The 17,538-nt window shown below is 44.5% G+C and carries 16 protein-coding genes; 1 reads left to right on the plus strand and 15 read right to left on the minus strand.

What is annotated here, in order from left to right; all coding sequences use genetic code 11:
* Positions 1 to 7 precede the first annotated feature (7 nt).
* The 7 genes from N4J56_RS30985 to N4J56_RS31015 form a co-directional block, all read right to left on the minus strand.
* Positions 8 to 1,033: an SDR family oxidoreductase gene (locus tag N4J56_RS30985; RefSeq protein WP_317110150.1), complete on the minus strand. Its 1,026-nt coding sequence runs from the start codon at positions 1,031 to 1,033 to the stop codon at positions 8 to 10.
* A gap of 42 nt (positions 1,034 to 1,075) precedes the next feature.
* Positions 1,076 to 2,353: a glycosyltransferase family 61 protein gene (locus N4J56_RS30990; RefSeq protein ID WP_317110151.1), complete on the minus strand. Its 1,278-nt coding sequence runs from the start codon at positions 2,351 to 2,353 to the stop codon at positions 1,076 to 1,078.
* A gap of 152 nt (positions 2,354 to 2,505) precedes the next feature.
* A complete protein-coding gene (locus tag N4J56_RS30995) occupies positions 2,506 to 3,735 on the minus strand; it encodes a glycosyltransferase family 61 protein (RefSeq protein ID WP_317110152.1) in 1,230 nt (409 codons plus the stop codon).
* Positions 3,736 to 3,789: 54 nt separating this feature from the next.
* Positions 3,790 to 5,028, minus strand: coding sequence for a glycosyltransferase family 61 protein (locus tag N4J56_RS31000; protein ID WP_317110154.1), 1,239 nt, complete (start codon positions 5,026 to 5,028; stop codon positions 3,790 to 3,792).
* Between the two features lie 145 nt (positions 5,029 to 5,173).
* The gene (locus N4J56_RS31005) at positions 5,174 to 6,004 is read right to left on the minus strand and encodes a heparin lyase I family protein (RefSeq protein WP_317110155.1); all 831 of its coding nucleotides are present in this window, start codon (positions 6,002 to 6,004) and stop codon (positions 5,174 to 5,176) included.
* Between the two features lie 10 nt (positions 6,005 to 6,014).
* Positions 6,015 to 6,788 (minus strand): glucose-1-phosphate cytidylyltransferase, encoded by a 774-nt coding sequence (gene rfbF, locus N4J56_RS31010; protein WP_317110156.1) that lies wholly within the window; start codon positions 6,786 to 6,788, stop codon positions 6,015 to 6,017.
* A 268-nt stretch (positions 6,789 to 7,056) separates the two neighbouring features.
* A complete protein-coding gene (locus tag N4J56_RS31015; RefSeq protein WP_317110158.1) occupies positions 7,057 to 7,218 on the minus strand; it encodes a hypothetical protein in 162 nt (53 codons plus the stop codon).
* A 402-nt stretch (positions 7,219 to 7,620) separates the two neighbouring features.
* Here N4J56_RS31015 and N4J56_RS31020 point away from each other — a divergent pair, with 402 nt between their 5' ends.
* Complete coding sequence (locus N4J56_RS31020) at positions 7,621 to 8,268, plus strand: heparin lyase I family protein (RefSeq protein WP_317110160.1); 648 nt, start codon at positions 7,621 to 7,623, stop codon at positions 8,266 to 8,268.
* 283 nt (positions 8,269 to 8,551) lie between these two features.
* Here the strand turns inward: N4J56_RS31020 and N4J56_RS31025 are convergent, their stop codons facing one another.
* The 8 genes from N4J56_RS31025 to N4J56_RS31060 form a co-directional block, all read right to left on the minus strand.
* A complete protein-coding gene (locus tag N4J56_RS31025) occupies positions 8,552 to 9,172 on the minus strand; it encodes a class I SAM-dependent methyltransferase (protein ID WP_317110162.1) in 621 nt (206 codons plus the stop codon).
* A 93-nt stretch (positions 9,173 to 9,265) separates the two neighbouring features.
* On the minus strand, positions 9,266 to 9,757 hold the full coding sequence (locus N4J56_RS31030) for a glycosyltransferase (protein WP_317110164.1): 492 nt from the start codon (positions 9,755 to 9,757) through the stop codon (positions 9,266 to 9,268).
* A 30-nt stretch (positions 9,758 to 9,787) separates the two neighbouring features.
* Positions 9,788 to 10,237 (minus strand): PssD/Cps14F family polysaccharide biosynthesis glycosyltransferase, encoded by a 450-nt coding sequence (pssD, locus tag N4J56_RS31035; protein ID WP_317110165.1) that lies wholly within the window; start codon positions 10,235 to 10,237, stop codon positions 9,788 to 9,790.
* A 204-nt stretch (positions 10,238 to 10,441) separates the two neighbouring features.
* Entirely contained in the window at positions 10,442 to 11,665 is a 1,224-nt protein-coding gene (locus tag N4J56_RS31040) for a glycosyltransferase family 4 protein (protein ID WP_317110166.1), read from the minus strand.
* Between the two features lie 11 nt (positions 11,666 to 11,676).
* Positions 11,677 to 12,711, minus strand: coding sequence for a glycosyltransferase family 2 protein (locus tag N4J56_RS31045; protein ID WP_317110167.1), 1,035 nt, complete (start codon positions 12,709 to 12,711; stop codon positions 11,677 to 11,679).
* Entirely contained in the window at positions 12,708 to 13,916 is a 1,209-nt protein-coding gene (locus N4J56_RS31050; RefSeq protein WP_317110168.1) for a glycosyltransferase family 4 protein, read from the minus strand. The genes N4J56_RS31045 and N4J56_RS31050 overlap by 4 nt, the downstream gene beginning before the upstream one ends.
* On the minus strand, positions 13,901 to 15,259 hold the full coding sequence (locus tag N4J56_RS31055) for an O-antigen ligase family protein (RefSeq protein ID WP_317110170.1): 1,359 nt from the start codon (positions 15,257 to 15,259) through the stop codon (positions 13,901 to 13,903). Before N4J56_RS31055 ends, N4J56_RS31050 begins: the two co-directional genes overlap by 16 nt.
* A gap of 13 nt (positions 15,260 to 15,272) precedes the next feature.
* A complete protein-coding gene (locus N4J56_RS31060; protein WP_317110172.1) occupies positions 15,273 to 17,342 on the minus strand; it encodes a GumC family protein in 2,070 nt (689 codons plus the stop codon).
* Positions 17,343 to 17,538 lie beyond the last annotated feature (196 nt).

Below are 17,538 nucleotides of genomic sequence, written 5' to 3' on the forward strand. Positions count from 1 at the left end.
AGCTCTCCTACTTCTGCCAATAAAAATCGCGATCGATTTGCTGAGTCCGAATCAAATATTCCAACTGCTTCAACCGAGTAAATCCTCTGAATAAAAACGTGTCCGCAGTCATATCAATTTGAGTAAATAGATCGAATAATTGTTGAGCGCCGCGCCGTGCATCCCACTCGCATTTGAATCCTGGCAGTACCGTGTTAATCTTCTCGAAACTGACGCGATAGCTGCGGTTATCTGCCCCATTTTCGCCAAAACTCAACTTGCATCCTTTAAAAGTTTCAGCAATGATTTCGGCAACTTGTTTGACACGATAATTTTGCGCCGTGTCACCCACGTTAAAGATTTGATTATGAATAATATCGCGCGGAGCTTCCAGCGTGCAGGCGATCGCCTTAGCAATATCGAGGGCGTGGACTAGGGGTCGCCAGGGCGTACCGTCACTGGTCATTTTAATTTCTTTGGTCGTCCAAGCCAACCCCGCCAAGTTATTTAAGACGATATCAAAGCGCATTCTGGGGGAAGCACCAAAAGCTGTCGCATTTCGCATGAATGTAGGCGAAAAACTATCATCAGCCATTGCCTTGACATCTCGCTCGACAAGCGTTTTACACTCGGCATAAGCGGTTTGCGGATTGACTGGAGATTCTTCAGTCACATCTCCTGCGGTTGCAACTCCGTAGACGCTACACGAAGACATGTAGACAAAGCGCCGCACTCCCGCTGTTTTTGCCAGGGTAGCGAGGCGGACGGAACCTTTATGATTAATGTCGTAGGTGATGTTGGGATATAATTGTCCAGCTGGATCGTTGGAAAGCTCTGCCATATGGACGATCGCTTCCACCCCTTCCAGATCTTCAATTGAAATCTGCCGCAGATCTTTATTGAGTGTTTTAGCAGTCAGTGCCGTGCCGTTGTACAACCAACCAACTTTATAGAATCCAGTGTCTACGCCGATGATTTCATGCCCGCGCTGCATCAAAATTGGAGCTAATAACGAACCGAGATAGCCTTCTGTACCAGTAACAAGAATTTTCATGATTGTAAGCTTGAATTTGTGTATATGGGGCGATCGCTTTCTTTAGACGGCACTGTCGCCAGTTAGAAATAGTGTGTCTTCTACACTGGCAACTTGGCGATCGTTATCTCTAACGTTGAGCAGTTCTTGAAGTAAAACTTGCAATTTGGCAATATCTACCGTAATACCTTTGTACTTTCCAGTTTTATTCTTTGGATCGAAGCCCTCTCCCAGGCAACCGTAGTAAAAACCTAATGCTTGTGCTAAGGCAAAGAAACACGGCGTGCCAAACGAACCAAAAAGATCGATAACAATTAATTTCTGGGATGCAAAAATTATATTTGTTAGACCAGCACCGTGAGGCGCAATAACTATTTCTGCTTGGGAAAATAGTCTAATTTCGTCTGCAAAACTAAGTTCTTCCATCGTATAAGCGACGAAACCCAAAGGAGCCAAAATCGCCATGACATCTGCTTCATTAATGATATTGCGTCCGGCTGATTTGGGTCGAGAAATATATATTCTAGGTGATAAAGAGAGACTGCTGTTATTATCTGACAGATTGCTCAATAAGCGCTGGCGCAACCACTGACAGGCTGTAGGCGATATGATGTTGTGTTCTCGTCGAAAAGAGGGGACAACTAACTTTTTAACTTTAACGCCAGAGTCGTTCCATTCAATACAATCATCTGGGTTGTATCCTAAAAGTCTGAGAGACTCTTTTTGCCATTCTTGAGGATTAGCATGAATAATTAGAATTGGTTTAATTCCAGTTTGTGCTTGATAGTACTCAATTCCTTCAAGTCGAGTTAGACAATCTATCAACCAGTGAAAATAACCGCTATTCCAGTTAGTTAACGAACAAGCCGCCTCTATCTGTGGTGCTGCCCAGTTAGACAACTTTTCCAAAAGTAAAGTTTGAGCTGGAATATATTTAATGCAGTCTGGATTTCCCGAGATCGTTTCTGCAATTATGTTGCCAGCTTCATCAAAACCAATAGCTATAGCTCCAACTAACTTAGCATTTTCTACCTCTATGACAAATGGTTGTGACAAATTATGTTGACCAGTTGTATTTAAAATTTCTCGAATCTGGTCAGAACCATTACAGGGATTATTAATGACAATTGTTTCTCCGGTATTAAATTGAAAAACTCGATGTTCGATCTTGCCTTCAAAAACTTCCTGTCTCGTGATGACTTTCAAGCCGATCTTTCTAACAAAATGAAATGTTTGTTGCTGAATTGAGCGTCGGATTGCTCCACCAATTGTTCTACGATGAGCAGCCGAAATCTTTTGCTTGAGCAAATTCCTCAAAGGCGCGACCAGAAAATTTACCACAGCATCTTTCCTGCAAAGAATAGGATTTTTGTTAGTTGGAGTTCGGACGGCTTAAGAAAAGCTGTATTTCCAGTTTTTCTTAAGTTATTGGCGCACCCTTTTGGAAAAATTGCGATCGCCAAGCAATCTAGTAGCCAGCTAGTTGTTGCTTGTCAATAAGTAGTAATTACAGGGTGGCGATCGCTATATCTCATGTTTAACATCTCTTCTACCAAAACTTGTAGTTTCACAACATTCACCATCATGCCTTGGTACTTGCCACTTTTGTTTTTCGGATTGAAATCGACTCCTAAGCAACCGTAACGAAAACCTAATGCTTGCGCTAAAGCAAAAAAGCACGGATTGCCGAATGAACCAAAAAGTTCAATCAGGCTGAGTTTCTGAGCAAAAATGATATTTGTGAGACCAGCGCCGTGAGGAGCAACGATAAATTCAGCTTGTGAAAATAATCTCACTTGATCTGCAACACTTAACTCTTCCATTTTGTAAGCCACAAATCCCAACGGAGTTAAGAGTTTTAGAACATCATCCTCATTAATGATATGACGACCTGTTGTTTTGGGTCGAGAAATATATATCCTGGGTGAAAAAGCAAGATTGCTACTAATAGCGGGAAGATGGCTCGACATGCGCTGACGCAACCACCGACAAGCTTGAGGTGATATGATGTTGTACTCTCGCCGAAAAGAGGGGACGACTAATCGTTTAGTTTTGATTCTCCCTCCGTTCCACTGAATACAGTCATCTGGATTGTATCCTAAAAGTCTGAGAGATTCTTGTTTCCATTTAGCAGGATTAGGATTAATAATTAAATTTGGTTTAATTCCAGTTTGGGCTTCATAATGTGCCAGTCCTTCAAATCGAATTAAGCTATCTGCTATCCAGTGGAAATAACCACTATTCCAATTCACTAACGAGCAAACTGTATCAAACTGAGAAACTCCTGAGTTAGGAAGTTTTTGTGAGATTAAAGTTTGTGCGGGTAGGTATTTTCTACAGTCTGGATTACCTGTGATTGTTTCTGAGATGATGCTTCTTTCGCGGTCGAAACCAACAGCTATAGAACCAATAAGTTCTGCATCAACTGCTTCATGTACAAAAGATTCATTTAAGATGTACGTACCAATTGTACTGCCGATCGCTTTTATATCGTCCGAGGAATGACTTGGTTTACCAAGGATAATTGTCTCGCGATCGGCAAATTGAAACACGCGATCCTTTGTGCGATTAGCAAGAAGTTCTTTCCTTGTTACAATTTTCAGTTTGAATTTACTTATTAGATAAAACGTCCACTTTTGAAATATTCGTCGTAACGTTCCGCCTAATGCTCGACGAGAAACAACCAGGACATTTTTTTTGAGTAGATGCGTTGAAAAAATCACAAAACCTTTTCTGAAGAAACTAGTGTTTGCTGATTGAACGCAATTTAACAAGACTTATGACGACATACTTAACAACGAGCGATCGCTCGATAGTGATAACATTTCTTCAACGAGAACCTGCAGTCTCGCTACATCTACTGTTACGCCGTTATACTTCTGACTAAACTCATTCTTGCCACTGTATCCTGACGCAAGGCAAGCGTATCGAAAACCTAATGCTTTTGCTAAGAGGAAGAAAGATGGACTACCATACGAACCAAAAAATTCGATGACGCTTAAGTTCTGTGAAAATAGGGTATTTGTAAGCGCAGCACCGTGAGGCGAAACAACTATTTCTGCTTGAGAAAACAATCTAACTTGATCTGCAAAGCTCATTTTCTCCATTGTGTAAGCTACAAATCCTAATGGAGCTAAAGCTGCTAAAACTTCTTCTTCATTAATCACTTGACGACCAGTTGTTTTGGTTCTAGAAATATAGATTCTAGAACTGAAACTTTCACTTTGACTTTCAAATTTATCTAGATTACTGAGCATACGCTGCCGCATCCACCGACAGACAGAAGGTGGTATGATGCGCCGTTCGCGTCGCCAGGAGGGGATGACTAATCGATCGACTTTTAAGCTCGATCCATTCCAGGATAGACAATTCTCTGGCTCGTATCCCAGGAGTTTGAGAGACTCTATCTGCCACTTGGCAGGATTTTTATCTATAATTAAAGTTGGCTTTATTCCAGTTTGTTCTTGATAGAATTCAAGTCCTTGAAGCCGAGTTAAATAATCTGCAATCCAGTGAAAATAATTACCGTTACCCATAACTATCGAACAGGCTGTATCTACTCGATCTTCCCAAGTAGGGAAGTATTTAAGAATATGGGTGCGTGTAGGTATAGCTCTACTTAAATTTAACGGATTGAGTGTTTCTGCAAGTAAATTTCCGCCTGCATCAAATCCTACGGCTGTAGAGCCTACTAGCCGAGCATTTGCAACTTCAAATACGCAAGGTTGGTTTAAAGTATTCGCTTTACCAATTCTGCTAGCAATTATGCTGGGAATTTCACTGGGGTTTTTATTGTAAGGCTCGTCAACTAGAATTATTTCCTCTTCCCCAAATTGAATTAAAGAATATTGTTCTCTATGTTTTCGGATTTCTTCTCTAGTTAAGATATTTAAGCCGAGTTTTTTTGTAGCGATGGAAAACATCCATTGACGGAGCGGAAAACGAATCATTCCAACCGCCGATCTCAGACGACCAGTCATAATTTTTTTCTTAAGTATACCCATTAAAGATGACATAAAAAATATCTCCTTGAATAACTACCATTGGCTAGAAAAATTTAAGTGTAAGGTGGACATTGCCCACCTTACGATAAAATCAACTGTTGTTCGTGAGTAATTTAGAGTTGCCGTAGCAATTAATTTTTAAGCTGAAACATAGTAATTATTCAACTATTTTTTGCTTAGAGAGGCGTGGCATTACTTGTTTAAAGCTGGAATTAGCATCCCCTAACCGATATTCAGCAGTATATAGAAACCGAGGGGCGGGACCCTTAAAGTTAGGCTCGCCCTTATACAATCCCATCTTGAAATACGGTCCCGTATTTTCATCGTTCCAAAAGGTAGCTCCCTGATAGTTTATTTTTTGAATGTATTTATTATTACCTGTTTTCATCCACAGTTTAAGGAATCCATCTTTGTTGCCCGTCCATTTGACATGCATGACAAAATCAGTCCATTTTCCTTTGATCTCAGAAATCTTCGCTAAGGTGTGTTTGGTACATAGGACATCTACGTTATCACCCTTACGTTGGAGATTAAACACCAAGCCTTTATTGGCTTGGCGAGAAATTGTAGATCCAGAAGCACCACACCCACTCTTAGGAAATCTACCGTTATGGCTGGGATAAGTAGGAAATTGATTGACGATATCAAATCCTGCATCGGTATCTTTCCAAGTAGAAGGAACGAACAATGACCACCCATACCAGTAGGTGCTACCAATCTTGGTTCTTTTCGTTGCCATTTCAGCCCGTTCGCCACAACGGTTTACCCAATGCTTGAAAACCCTCTGTCCGTTCCCTTTAACAGGGGAAATAGCTGCTAGCTTTTGGCAAGCAGAACCCCCCTTACCGATTTCTGGATGCTTAACATTCGTCGTAACTGAATCAATTATTTTTGCATCAGATTTATGTACTCCTGCTGGTAAGCAAAAGAAGGTCGTACACAACGCTAATACACCTATAAAGAAATGATTACACCCTTTAGTATTCATATTCAGTCTCCTACCATACTTTCCAAGGAGCTTTACCGCTCTTCCAAAGATCTTCGAGATAGTTTTTATCTCTTAAAGTATCCATTGGCTGCCAAAAACCATCATGTTTGTAGGCAGATAATTGCTCGTTATAAGCTAATTTTTCTAATGGTTCGCTTTCCCAAACTGTGGAGTCATCTGCTATGTAATCAATCACTTCTGGCTCCAAAACAAAGTAACCACCATTAATCCAAGCGCCATCTCCTGTAGGCTTTTCTTGGAAAGAAGTAATTTTAGTTTGTTCCTGCTCTAGGCAAATTGCACCAAATCTTCCTGGTGGTTGAGTTGCTGTTAAAGTTGCTAAAGTTTTTTGTTGCTTGTGAAATTCAACTAGCTGTTTGATATTGACGCTACTCACACCATCGCCATAAGTAAAACAGAAAGTTTCACTACCAATATGCTCTTTGACTCGCTTCAGTCGTCCACCAGTCATGGTTGATTCTCCCGTATCAACTAGCGTGACTCGCCAAGGTTCGGCATAACCGCAGTGAACGTTCATTTGATTAAAGCGCATATCAAATGTGACATCGGACATGTGTAAGAAATAGTTAGCAAAGTACTCTTTAATTACATAACCTTTGTAGCCGCAGCAAATAATAAAATCATTAATGCCATAGGTAGAATAAGTCTTCATAATGTGCCAAAGAATTGGTCTACCACCAATTTCAACCATTGGCTTTGGCTTAATGGTAGTTTCTTCACTTAAACGAGTGCCAAGTCCCCCAGCAAGTAGAACAGCTTTCATAGCTTTACCTCTTAGTTTTGTAGTAGTTTAAGGAAATTTCGTGAGACAGAAGATATGCATTTGAAGTTAGAGATTTCGATCCCCCAACCCCCTTTTTAAGGGGGAACTTAAAGCCCCCTTAAAAAAGGGGGGGGTTAGGGGGGATCTTTTGCACAATTCCTGTGAGAATTGGCTAGTACCAGTGTTTTTACTGAGCCATTGCTAAATTCTCGATTTAAGGATGTTTGAGTCCTAGTCATAAGAGATGAATTTAGTAGCTTGAGTCAACTCAAGTCTCCGTCTTTCTACCGATCGCGTCCTGAATTTCAGTAGAATTATTTAACAACAATCGCACTAAATTACTAGTATTCCTGCTTTTACCGATATAAAAGCCAAGAGTTAAGTTTTTAAGCAGCAATTCATTGAAATTGGCAGCATTACTAATCTGCATTCAGCGATCGCTTACCAGGGATAGTTTTAGAGAGAATCGTTAATCGAGAGATAATTGAACTCTCAAATCTCGAACTAGTTTTTTAAAGTATTAACGCATTGGTTAGTCCCTTTATTTGCAGCATTAGTCATATCTACCAACGTATTTTCACAGAAGTTAGAGTTACAGAAAAAATTCGGTGAAATTGCGGTTTTCAGAAAAATCAGTATTTTTTCTCCTAGAAATAGATGGAAGCAAGCATTAACTTGAGTTCACCGCTGATTTGTGGAAAGACAACGTGCAGTTAACTTCTGCTAATTGATTCACTTTGAGTCATTCATTGAAGACTTGTTTATATGTTTTGACTCGATAGAAATTACTCAAATTAGCGTTAAAAATTCTGCATCTACGGAGAACTTAAATATGACCGTTGAAAATTGCAATAAATCCGCCAAACGGAAACAGCGATCGCTACGCTCGGCTTTAGGCACGATATTCTTGGGTACGGCTTTGTTTGCTTCAGTAGGAATACATCAATCTCATGCCGGAATCATTGAGTCATCAACTGAAATTACCCAAGCTAGAAATAAAGGTTGTTCAGGAATCGAGCCTTCCTACAATATTAAAAGAGCTGGTCAGACAGCTTTTAAACATTGGATCAATCGTTGTGGTGAGCGTGCCGAACTGGAAAAGAAGAAAACCAAAATTGGCGAAACCTACTGGTATGGATGGTCTTTATTCGTTCCTACAGACTGGCAAGATAGTGACCCAGGATTTGATATCGTCAATCAATTTCCTGCTTATCCGAGCCATAACGGTAGATTTCCTAAGAGTGGGTGTGGTGCTGCTGGGTCTACAATTTCTCGCCAAGCCAATAAAGGCTTGATGTTTAATCTCCAACGTAAGGGTGATAACGTAGATGTCCTATGTACCAAACACGCCCTAGCGAAGATTTCTGAGATCAAAGGAAAATGGACTGATTTTGTCATGCATGTCAAATGGACGGGCAACAACGATGGATTTCTCAAAGTTTGGGTTAAGGTAGGTGATGGCCATACGTTCAAAAAATAGACCACAAAGGAGCTACTTTTTGGAACGATGAAGGCACGGGACCCTACTTCAAGATGGGATTGTATAAGGGCGATCCCAACTTTAAAGGACCTGCTCCTCGGGTTGTCTACACTGACGAATATCGCTTGGGTGATGCCAATTCCAGTTTTGGACAGGTTGCTCCTTAGTAGTCAGCTCTGTTGAGCGCTCGACTTTCAATACCCTCAAGGGTTAAATAGCTGCTAAAACGAGCCTGCACTGAATTATAGACATTCAGTGCAGAAAACTTCTGGCTTTATTTTACTCAAGCTGCCTGAACTGGGAACCCGCTATATACAATGCAAGACTTCACAAGTCCACAGAAACGTTCTTCCCAAATATTGGCGTTGGGAAACAGTTGACAAAGCTCTTGGCGAGTCATCAGTCTGATTTCGCGGACGTTTTTTCTTGCCTGCTCCAGATCTGGGTATGGACCACGCCGCCCACAGGCATAGCGTCGAAGAATTTCAACCCTTACCGTAGTAGGTAGCCACTGCCATCCTATAAACTGAAAGTGGGGTTCGATTGGAAACCAATAATTAGGAGTTTGCACCCAATAGGTGCGCCCCACTCGCTTAACTTCTCTAGCCATAGCTGCCTGATTTTCAAATGTAAACAAGTGTTCGATTGCTGAATTACTAAAAGCAATATCAAAGCTTCGATCTGAGTAATCAACTAGATTTGTTGCATCACCAATCTTTACTTTGATGTTTGAATGTTCACACTCACTCATTTTTAGATTAACAATTGTAATCTGAAAATTGTCTACACCTGCCCAACCACATTGCTCCCAAAACTTTGAAGTGCCACCAATATCGATAATCGATAGCGGTCGCGGTAAAGGTGCTACTAACTGCTGAAAAAACTCAAAGCGCTTTGACCTCATTCGATTCGAAAGGGAATCAGAATTATTGACATCCGTAATTGTATGCAAGTTCAGCATTGACTGACCTCTAGTGCATAAACTCCCTGATTTAATTTATTTTTGAAGTTCCAAACTTCTATATCGTTCAATTAGATGCATCACTAGTGAAGGAGCGTTAAATAATTTTCCTTGAAAGGGAGAAGGACGCTCCTTTACATATTCAAGTAACTGCTGAAGTTCGATACAGTGTTGTATGCCATATTTCTCTACAGCACGAGCGAATAAGAGTTGATGGTCGTCTACGTGTTCTCCATAACGTTTCAGTCTTGGCAGTAGGACAAAACAAGCACCCATTTCTGCTAGCATTCGTGTAGAACCTTGCCCTGCATGTGAAATCACTAATGAAGCCTGCTGTGCCGCTGCATACATTTCATGGCGACTGAGTGAAGGCACGCTAGTTAACAGGGGATGGTTCAACCGAGTCGATGTCGCACCATACTGAAGTAATACTGGTTCGACAATGATTTCTTGTTCGAGTAGTATTTGCAACCAATCAACAGCGCGATCGAAAGGGAAAAAGATAGTTCCAAGCGTGTAAACAATCATTGAAATCAACCTTCGTAAGCTTGGAGAAAATTACACAACTACACCTTTGTATTGAGCCTTGGGATAGCGTTCTACACACTCGGGCCATTGGACGTAAAATTCATCTACTAAGTGATAAACAATTCTTCCGGTGAGGCTTAAATTACCCGAGCGCGAGATACTTTCAATAAAAACTGTTTTAATGCCATACAATTTGCTAGCTATGATAAATGGTACGGCTATGCTAGCTCCCGTAGAGAGGACTAAATCAGGTTTGCTTTGACGCAGAATAACTAAGGCTTTAAAGAAGTTGATAAATGCCTTAACTAACATCCGAGCTTCCTGCATTGCTACCCAATAAACCTGTTCTTTTTCGCTCAATTTTTGCGTGTCATAATGCCGATAAGTCACCCACTCTCTTTGGTAGGTAGACCAAAAGCTTTTCAAACCCATCATGGTAGAGAAATGACCCCCTGGATTGCAGACCAATAATAATTTCATTGCGTTGAACTCCGGTGTGTGAGGAGGAGAGGTGAGTGGCTAGTGGCTAGTGGCTGGTGGCTAGTGGTGAGTGGAAAATTTCGATCGTAAGTTGATTGGTTGATGTTAGAAGTTAGGCAGAAGAGATCCGCCAACCCCCTTAACAAGGGGGCTTTGTTCCCCCTTTACTAAGGGGGGAACCAGGGGGGATCGAGATCTCTAGCTTCAGGTGCGGATCTCCTGTAGGTAAACCAATCGGTGCAGAGGTTTGCGTTCTGCTAATTCCTTGCCCCTGCTACCAAGCCGTTCGCGTAACTGTCGGTCTTGACACAAGCGCAGTAGAGCATTGGCAAGTTCTGAAGGAGAATTGGGGTCTACGAGCAAACCATTTTCTTCGTGGCGAACTGCATCTGTTACTCCACCCAGCCGTGCCGCGATCGCGGGTTTACCAAAGTATCCAGCTTCGAGGTAAACAATCCCAAAGCCTTCGATACTTTTGGCTGCGGCATCAAAAAAGGTCGGCATGACAAACAAATCGCAAGCTGCATAGTAGCTAGCCAATCGATCGTCAGGAACGTATCCCGTAAAGAACACGCGGCGATCCACACCCAATCGAGTTGCGAGGGACTTTAGCTCGGACTCCATTGGACCTCGACCGCAGATGAAATAATAGACATCGATGCCTTCAGCCACCAGTGCAGGCAAATTCTCGATCGCGCGATCGAATCCCTTACGACGAACCAGCCGCCCCACGGAAAGAAGGACTACTGCTGTTTCAGGAATGCCGTGCTGAGCGCGCAACTCGGCGCGAAGGCTGGGAACGCGGTCGAGATTACCAAACTTCTCAACTCCGATCGCGGGATTGATAATATATGTAGGCGTATTAAACTGACAGCGCTCTTTTAAGTAGTCCTGGGTAAAACGACTATTGCAAACAATACCCTGCGCTCGCTGGAGCGTGTGCTGAAATAAAGCCTGAAAAATGGGATTGCTTAAAGGACAGAGCAGATCGTTTCCATGTAAATAGAGAAAAAACCGGATTGGTAGCAAATAACTCAGCAGTAACAATACGGGAAAATCGAAGCCGTGAAACCACTCGATATATCGATAGCGATAGCGACGATAGAGTAAGAGGGCAACAATAAACGATTCGATCGCGTAGAGCAGCTGCTTGAGGACACCACCCAACCAACCAGCGCGATCGAAAAAAGTGTGGAGAAATCCAGGGACTAGCCAACGATGGACTGGAAATGGTTGCAGGCGATCGAAATCCTTGTCTCCTGGGTGAGCGGCGGTTAAAACGATCGCGCGATCGGGGTCTTGCAAACAACGATTGTAGGTGTAATCTTGAATTCCGCCTGGATCGGGGGGAAAAACGCGAGAGACAATCAAAATATCTGGTGCTTGACTGGCTGACGCAGCATCTAGAGCAAGACTTTGTGTAGTCATTGGGGTTTGCTTTATGTTTTTGGTGCTTGACCCAAGAATTTCCAACGCACGTAACCGCGCAACCCATATCGCAGCAGCAAGATACCCTGCTGCGGCAAGAGAGTGCAGGTGCTACGAAACACCAACCTGACGAGGGTATCCTTCATACTCCGCCCGATTGCCTGACTTTCTTGCCAGGACAACCACGCAACTTGCAATGCTCCGATCCAACTGCCTTTACCTCGCTCGATAGCTTTGAAACTGCGATAGTCTACATCCTGCTGGAGATTAGAGCGCTCGACGAGTCCGACTGTAGCAGCTGCGCGATCGACGTAAGCAGCAGTTAACTCGCGCTGATGCAGCATCCGCGACCAGTTACCGCTGTGGGCTTGTCGATTTTTACCGTGGATGCGATAGAACATGAGTGGTTCGTTAATACTACCCACTTCGCCATAAAAGGGTACGGTTGCCGTCAAATAAGTATCCGCTGCTTCAGTTCGTTGTGTCGGAATCGGTAGGACTTGCTGGAGAACTGCACGACGGTAAGCTAGTGCGGAAGTAATTGCTGTGGCGTATCTTCCCCATTGCAATAACAAATTGCGGACATCTCCTTGGTTGAGAATACTAGAAGTGCTGCTGCCAATCGGGATTCCCTCAGCATCTACAGAAGTCCAGCAGTGACCGAGCTGCACCCATTCAGGATGCTCTACAAACGTGGCGACGACTCTGGCGATCTTTTCGGAGTGAAAGAAGTCATCGGCATCTAGAAAACAAATAATTTCGCCTTTAGCTCGGGTAATTCCGGCATTCAATGCCGTTCCTTGCCCGGAATTTTCCTGAAAAATCGCTATGAGGCGATCGCCATAGGACTCAATAACTTGCCGCGAATTATCCGTAGAACCATCATCAACGACGATTAATTCAACATTTTTGTATGTTTGCTCTAAAACGCTGTCAATTGCTTTAGCAACAAAACGTCCGTAGTTGTAGTTATTAATGATGACACTGACGAGCGGAGATGTTTCCAGCTGGCTAGAACGCTCGTGCCGTTGCAGATGAGTTATCATATCCCAGAGGTTGGGGCTAAAAAAGAATTTTCATCGCTGGATCGCAAGCGATCGCTTGCATCTAAGGGGAATAATCCCGTAATTCTGGCGATCGCGCGGGCGTATCCCACCGCACTACAATAAGTTTCCACCCAACGCCTGCCCTGAACGAGCGTAGTTGGAGTATTGAGGTCGGCAGTCAGGCGCACGATCGCCTCAGCCGCAGCGACAGGATCGTTGGGATCGACAGCCCATTCGGGCGCGAAGTTCTGTAAAATTTCACCAATGCCACCAGTGTTGCTACCGACGACTGGTACGCCACAGGCAATCGCCTCTACCACCGTGCGACCAAAAGGCTCTCGCGGCGCAAGCGTGACGACGACATCGGCATACTTGTAGTAGTCCTCGATCGCAAATGTGGCTGGTAAAACCGTGAAGCGGTCTGCCACTCCCAAGCTTTCGGCGCGATCGAGCAGAGCGCGGGTCAGCGACTGACCTGGGGAAGCATCCTCACCAATCACGACTCCGTGGTAGTTGTGACCGAGAGTTTTGAGCTGAGCCAAGACCAACGGCAGCGATCGCAGATTTTTGTCGTTCACCTGCTCGGGTGCGGTAATCCGCGAAGGTGTCAGCATCAGCCGCGCTCCCGAATTGAGGATGGGCTGTAAATTTGCTGGCGGCGAGCCAGTCGCGGGGCTGTCGTTAAACCGCTGTGGATCGATTGGCGGATACAGGATTTCTTGAATCTCGGACACTAAACTCTGAACGTGCGCGGCCGTGAAGCGTGAATTGCAGATGGCGCGGGGGGAGAGACAGACAAAAGCTATCTTTCTAGCCAAGTTACCCAACGGATTGGGCGATCGGGTTTGGTCGCGGAAGACATGGTAAACCGGACGACCGCTCAAACGCAATGCAGGTGCAGCCAGGATCAGACTCGGCAAAATCTTCCGCACGACACAGTTTTCCAGTAACAGGGGATAATCTTTGGGTTGCTCCCTCACCCAACGGAGTGCGTGCTTCATAAACTCCCGTTCCTGGATGATTTGCAGATAAGATGTTTGACCGACTTGCCGCAAATACCGCTCCATCAAAGAGTTAGATTTGACTAGGACGCATAACTGCTCGGAGATGCCACATTGTTCAAATCCCTTGAGCATCAAAGATAGGGAAACTGTCGTACCCCCTAAGGTATTTTGACATCCTGGTAGAACTAAGAGCTTAGCCACGATCGCACCTCTCCAGCAGGTTTGAGTTTAGGTTGCCGGATGGCAATGCATAGCAAAAGAGTCAACGCTGGAAAAGGCGAAAACCACATTGCTCCCAACGTAGCAGAGGCAAGGGTGAACATGATCATCACGCAAAAAACTGTTAGAGGTCTTCCCGAGCGAGTCTTGTACAACCACGCAAATAGCGAGATCCAGAAAACTGCAAAAATTCCCGTACCGACTAAGCCGTTGCCATACAACAGGTTGCCTAAAATGACGCTGTGGGAGCCGACGACGTTTGCCTCGCCGCCAGCCATACTGACGGGTTGTCCCTTGCCGATTTGACCCCAGATTGGCTCTTCTAGAAATGCCTCCCAAGTCTGTCTGTAAATCTCGGCACGCCATTCAGTGGATGCTGCCCGAAATTGGGAAACGTGGGCTGTAATGTCTGTATAGCTACTGACTAGAAAGTGCGTGAATGGCGCAATTGATAATACGGTGAAACTGGCTACAGCCATCACCGCAAACAAGATGAGACGATTCCGAGGTTGACTGTAGGCGCTAAAGAGGTAGCGAAACCAAACAGCGATCGGAAAAGCTATCCATATACCCCGACTCAGACTGATAACGATGAGGAAAACACTGCCTAAAAGTAACAGCAGCGACCAAATCCGATTTTTGATTTCCAAGGCAATTAAGCCAATACATCCTACAATCAAAGCAAAAAGTTGGGCGGAAACAAAAAATAAGCTTGGACGGTAGTACCCCGATATATCGCCCTGATAGGGAGCTAAGAGGTTTTCTCCTGCTGCTTTACCTGTGACCAATCCAAACAAGTTAGGTATGGTAGGAGGCTGGAAAAGGCTGATTGGCAAGACGTATTGGAGCAACAACCAAAACCCGAGCATTTGCACTATGCTGACCGTACAAGCCCAGGCGATCGCCTCTAAGCGCAATCTCACGTTATTGCTTTGAATGTACCACAGCAGCAATGCGTAGCTAAACCATGTAATAAGGAGACCAGATATGCTGCCTTTGTTGGGAGCATCATAATTGATCAGCATTTGGGCTATTCGATAGATGCAGAAGGCAAACACGGCAACGACTGCCGTAATCGGGGGCTTGAGACGTATTTCTCCATGCTTCCACCATTCATAAACAGCAATGCATACGATCAGGAGAGATGTCATGTACTTGTAAATGCCTACTACCCACAGCACTGGTATGAGAATGATAAAGGCACAGACAAAACGTTCTCCTGCTGTTAAAGCTTCCCAGCGCATCCAGCCCCAGAAAAACAGCTGGCGATCTGATGCTGATGCCGTTGTCGCGATCGTGGATTTAGGTCTGTACAGCTGAGTCATGATCTCCGAACGCCTACGCTTCGTGTTCTAGTAATTCTCGTTGCCGTCCGTACCCGTAGCGGTAAACTGCGGTTTGGGAGTCCGATCCGTTGACTACCAGACCCATAATCCGCGCGTTATACCGCGTCAGTTGTTCCAAGCTATTCATCACGGGATAGCGATCGCTCGTGCCAGACCGCAAAACAAACAAGACGTTGCATACCACTGCGCTCATTAAATTTGTCTCGCTGGCTAGCCCGACTGGAGGGCTGTCTATTAATACGTAATCGTAGCCACCGGAATCGCGCATGGCTTTAATATTGCGCTCAAAACTACCACGGGCAAAGAATTCAGGAATTTTCTGTTTGGGGATAGACAACGCTGGTAGTAAGTCAAAACCTGGGGAAACGGAAACTGGCGTTGGAGGACTGGCATTTGCTGCTACCTTGATCCGATTTTTCCCTAAGCGCCGACTCATTTCTGCTTTGCGCAGATCGCCATCGATCACCAGCACCCGAAAGCCGAAGTTGAGTAAGGCTAGAGCTAGCCCTAGAGTAACTGTGGTCTTACCTTCTCCAGCAGTGGCGCTAGTCACCATCAAACAAGGGTGTTCTAGCATCAAGATAGATGAAGCCAAGCGCTGAAACTCGATATCGATTTCGGCTGCTAAATTTCGTTCCATGCTGGGTTGTTTGAGATGGGGAATGCTGCCCAAAACTGGGAGTTCCACTTGCTGTAAGTCTTTTGGTTTGAGCAATGGGTTGCGATTTTCTAGGAAGAAAATTAGCGCCATACTGCCGAAAATGGCAGCGAGCATACCACCAGTGACGATCAGCCGTAAGTTAGGTATGGATGGTCTGGGGTCGATGGTTGGTTCGTTTAGCGTCTGCACGTTTGGATAGGCGTTAAAAGGATTGGTCTTTGACTGCTCGCTTTGAGCAATAACGCCTTTGTATACGCCTTCGGCAATCTCGTACTTGCGCTGGAGGTCTAACAACTGTGCTTGATTTTTCGTGATGAAGTTGAGTTCGGTATTGAGTTTGTCAACTTGCTTTTGGATTTGCTTCGCCTGTTGCTGCGCCCCTTGAGCTAAGGTCTGATTTCGGATCAACTCTACCATCAGTTCTAGGCGACTATCGTTAGGTCCATTACCTAGAGTTGTATCTATTTGCGCGGCGTTAGCACCAGGAATTGCCACGGCAATTTGCTGATTGAGCTGGCGGAGTAACTGTTGGCGCTGCTGTAATAAAGATTGCACCTGCGGGCTATCATCTCTATACTTACTGCGGGTTACTGCCATAGTTGACTCTAATTGCGAGAGTTGAGTGCGGGTGGCTTGATACTCTTTGTTCTCGCCCAAACGCAGAGAATTCATTGCTTGTTGGGGCGTAATCCCGAGACTGACTGCCGCAGCTTGAGCTTGCGTGGCATTGGCTTGTCCCTGGGCAATCAGGGTTGCCTGGGTCGTTTTCAAGTTATTAATTGCTGAAATCAATCCCTTAGTTTGTTCCGGGCTGTCAACTAGTCCGGTGGAGCGCTGAAAATTCGATAAATTCGCTTGCGCTTGGTTGAGATTGAGACGAGCTTGTTCCAGCTCTTCTTGGGTATACTGCACGCGGACTTCTGCATCTTTGCGACGCAGTTCGTTCAAGCGTTCTTGATAGACCTCAAGAAAGGTAAACAATCGCTTGTAAGCTATATCGGGGCGACTACCCTGAGCTTCCACTTCTATCAGCGTTGTTGCTGGCTGTGGGGTGACGACAAATAACTGGCTGAAGCTACTAACCTTCGAGTACAAGCTTTTTTCGGGGTCAACTGCCTGCACGCGCTTCATCACGGCATCGCTAGTTAAAATAGCTAACTGCACGTCTAGAGGGCTGACATCTTTAAAGTTGAGCGCCGTGGTTTGAGTGCTACCTAAAGGACCGAGATTCGCACTTAAACCGCCTGTTTGGGGAAGATTTAACTTGGCATTAGCTGTCCAGACTGGAGGAATGCTCGTGCTGGCGTAGAACGCTGCATAAATTGTGGCAGCAAGCACGGCACTGTTAAATCCAAGCAGTGGCAACCAGTGCTTGCGGGCAATACTGAATATCTGTTTCATACTTGAATCTCGTTCTAGTTTGGTAGTGGAAGTAACAAAAGTATCAATGCTTGACAATAGCTGACAATTATTTGTCTAAGACAAGAGTTTCTCTTGTTGCAACCGAGTTTTGACTTAATAACTTGCGAAGAAGTAAATAGGTCAACTAATAAAGTTGAAGAGCAAATTTGTCGGGTGAGATTAATTACACTCTTGT

The organism is Chroococcidiopsis sp. SAG 2025 (genome assembly GCF_032860985.1).
In the GTDB taxonomy this organism is placed as follows: Bacteria; Cyanobacteriota; Cyanobacteriia; order Cyanobacteriales; family Chroococcidiopsidaceae; genus Chroococcidiopsis.

Excerpts from the sequence above, each read along its gene's own strand:
- pssD (WP_317110165.1), bottom strand. The coding sequence starts at position 10,237 with ATGAAATTATTATTGGTCTGCAATCCAGGGGGTCATTTCTCTACCATG.
- N4J56_RS31060 (WP_317110172.1), bottom strand. The coding sequence starts at position 17,342 with ATGAAACAGATATTCAGTATTGCCCGCAAGCACTGGTTGCCACTGCTT.
- N4J56_RS31055 (WP_317110170.1), bottom strand. The coding sequence starts at position 15,259 with ATGACTCAGCTGTACAGACCTAAATCCACGATCGCGACAACGGCATCA.
- N4J56_RS31005 (WP_317110155.1), bottom strand. The coding sequence starts at position 6,004 with ATGAATACTAAAGGGTGTAATCATTTCTTTATAGGTGTATTAGCGTTG.
- N4J56_RS31030 (WP_317110164.1), bottom strand. The coding sequence starts at position 9,757 with ATGATTGTTTACACGCTTGGAACTATCTTTTTCCCTTTCGATCGCGCT.
- N4J56_RS31040 (WP_317110166.1), bottom strand. The coding sequence starts at position 11,665 with ATGACTACACAAAGTCTTGCTCTAGATGCTGCGTCAGCCAGTCAAGCA.
- N4J56_RS31045 (WP_317110167.1), bottom strand. The coding sequence starts at position 12,711 with ATGATAACTCATCTGCAACGGCACGAGCGTTCTAGCCAGCTGGAAACA.
- N4J56_RS31000 (WP_317110154.1), bottom strand. The coding sequence starts at position 5,028 with ATGTCATCTTTAATGGGTATACTTAAGAAAAAAATTATGACTGGTCGT.
- rfbF (WP_317110156.1), bottom strand. The coding sequence starts at position 6,788 with ATGAAAGCTGTTCTACTTGCTGGGGGACTTGGCACTCGTTTAAGTGAA.
- N4J56_RS30985 (WP_317110150.1), bottom strand. The coding sequence starts at position 1,033 with ATGAAAATTCTTGTTACTGGTACAGAAGGCTATCTCGGTTCGTTATTA.
- N4J56_RS31020 (WP_317110160.1), top strand. The coding sequence starts at position 7,621 with ATGACCGTTGAAAATTGCAATAAATCCGCCAAACGGAAACAGCGATCG.
- N4J56_RS31015 (WP_317110158.1), bottom strand. The coding sequence starts at position 7,218 with ATGCAGATTAGTAATGCTGCCAATTTCAATGAATTGCTGCTTAAAAAC.
- N4J56_RS31025 (WP_317110162.1), bottom strand. The coding sequence starts at position 9,172 with ATGAGGTCAAAGCGCTTTGAGTTTTTTCAGCAGTTAGTAGCACCTTTA.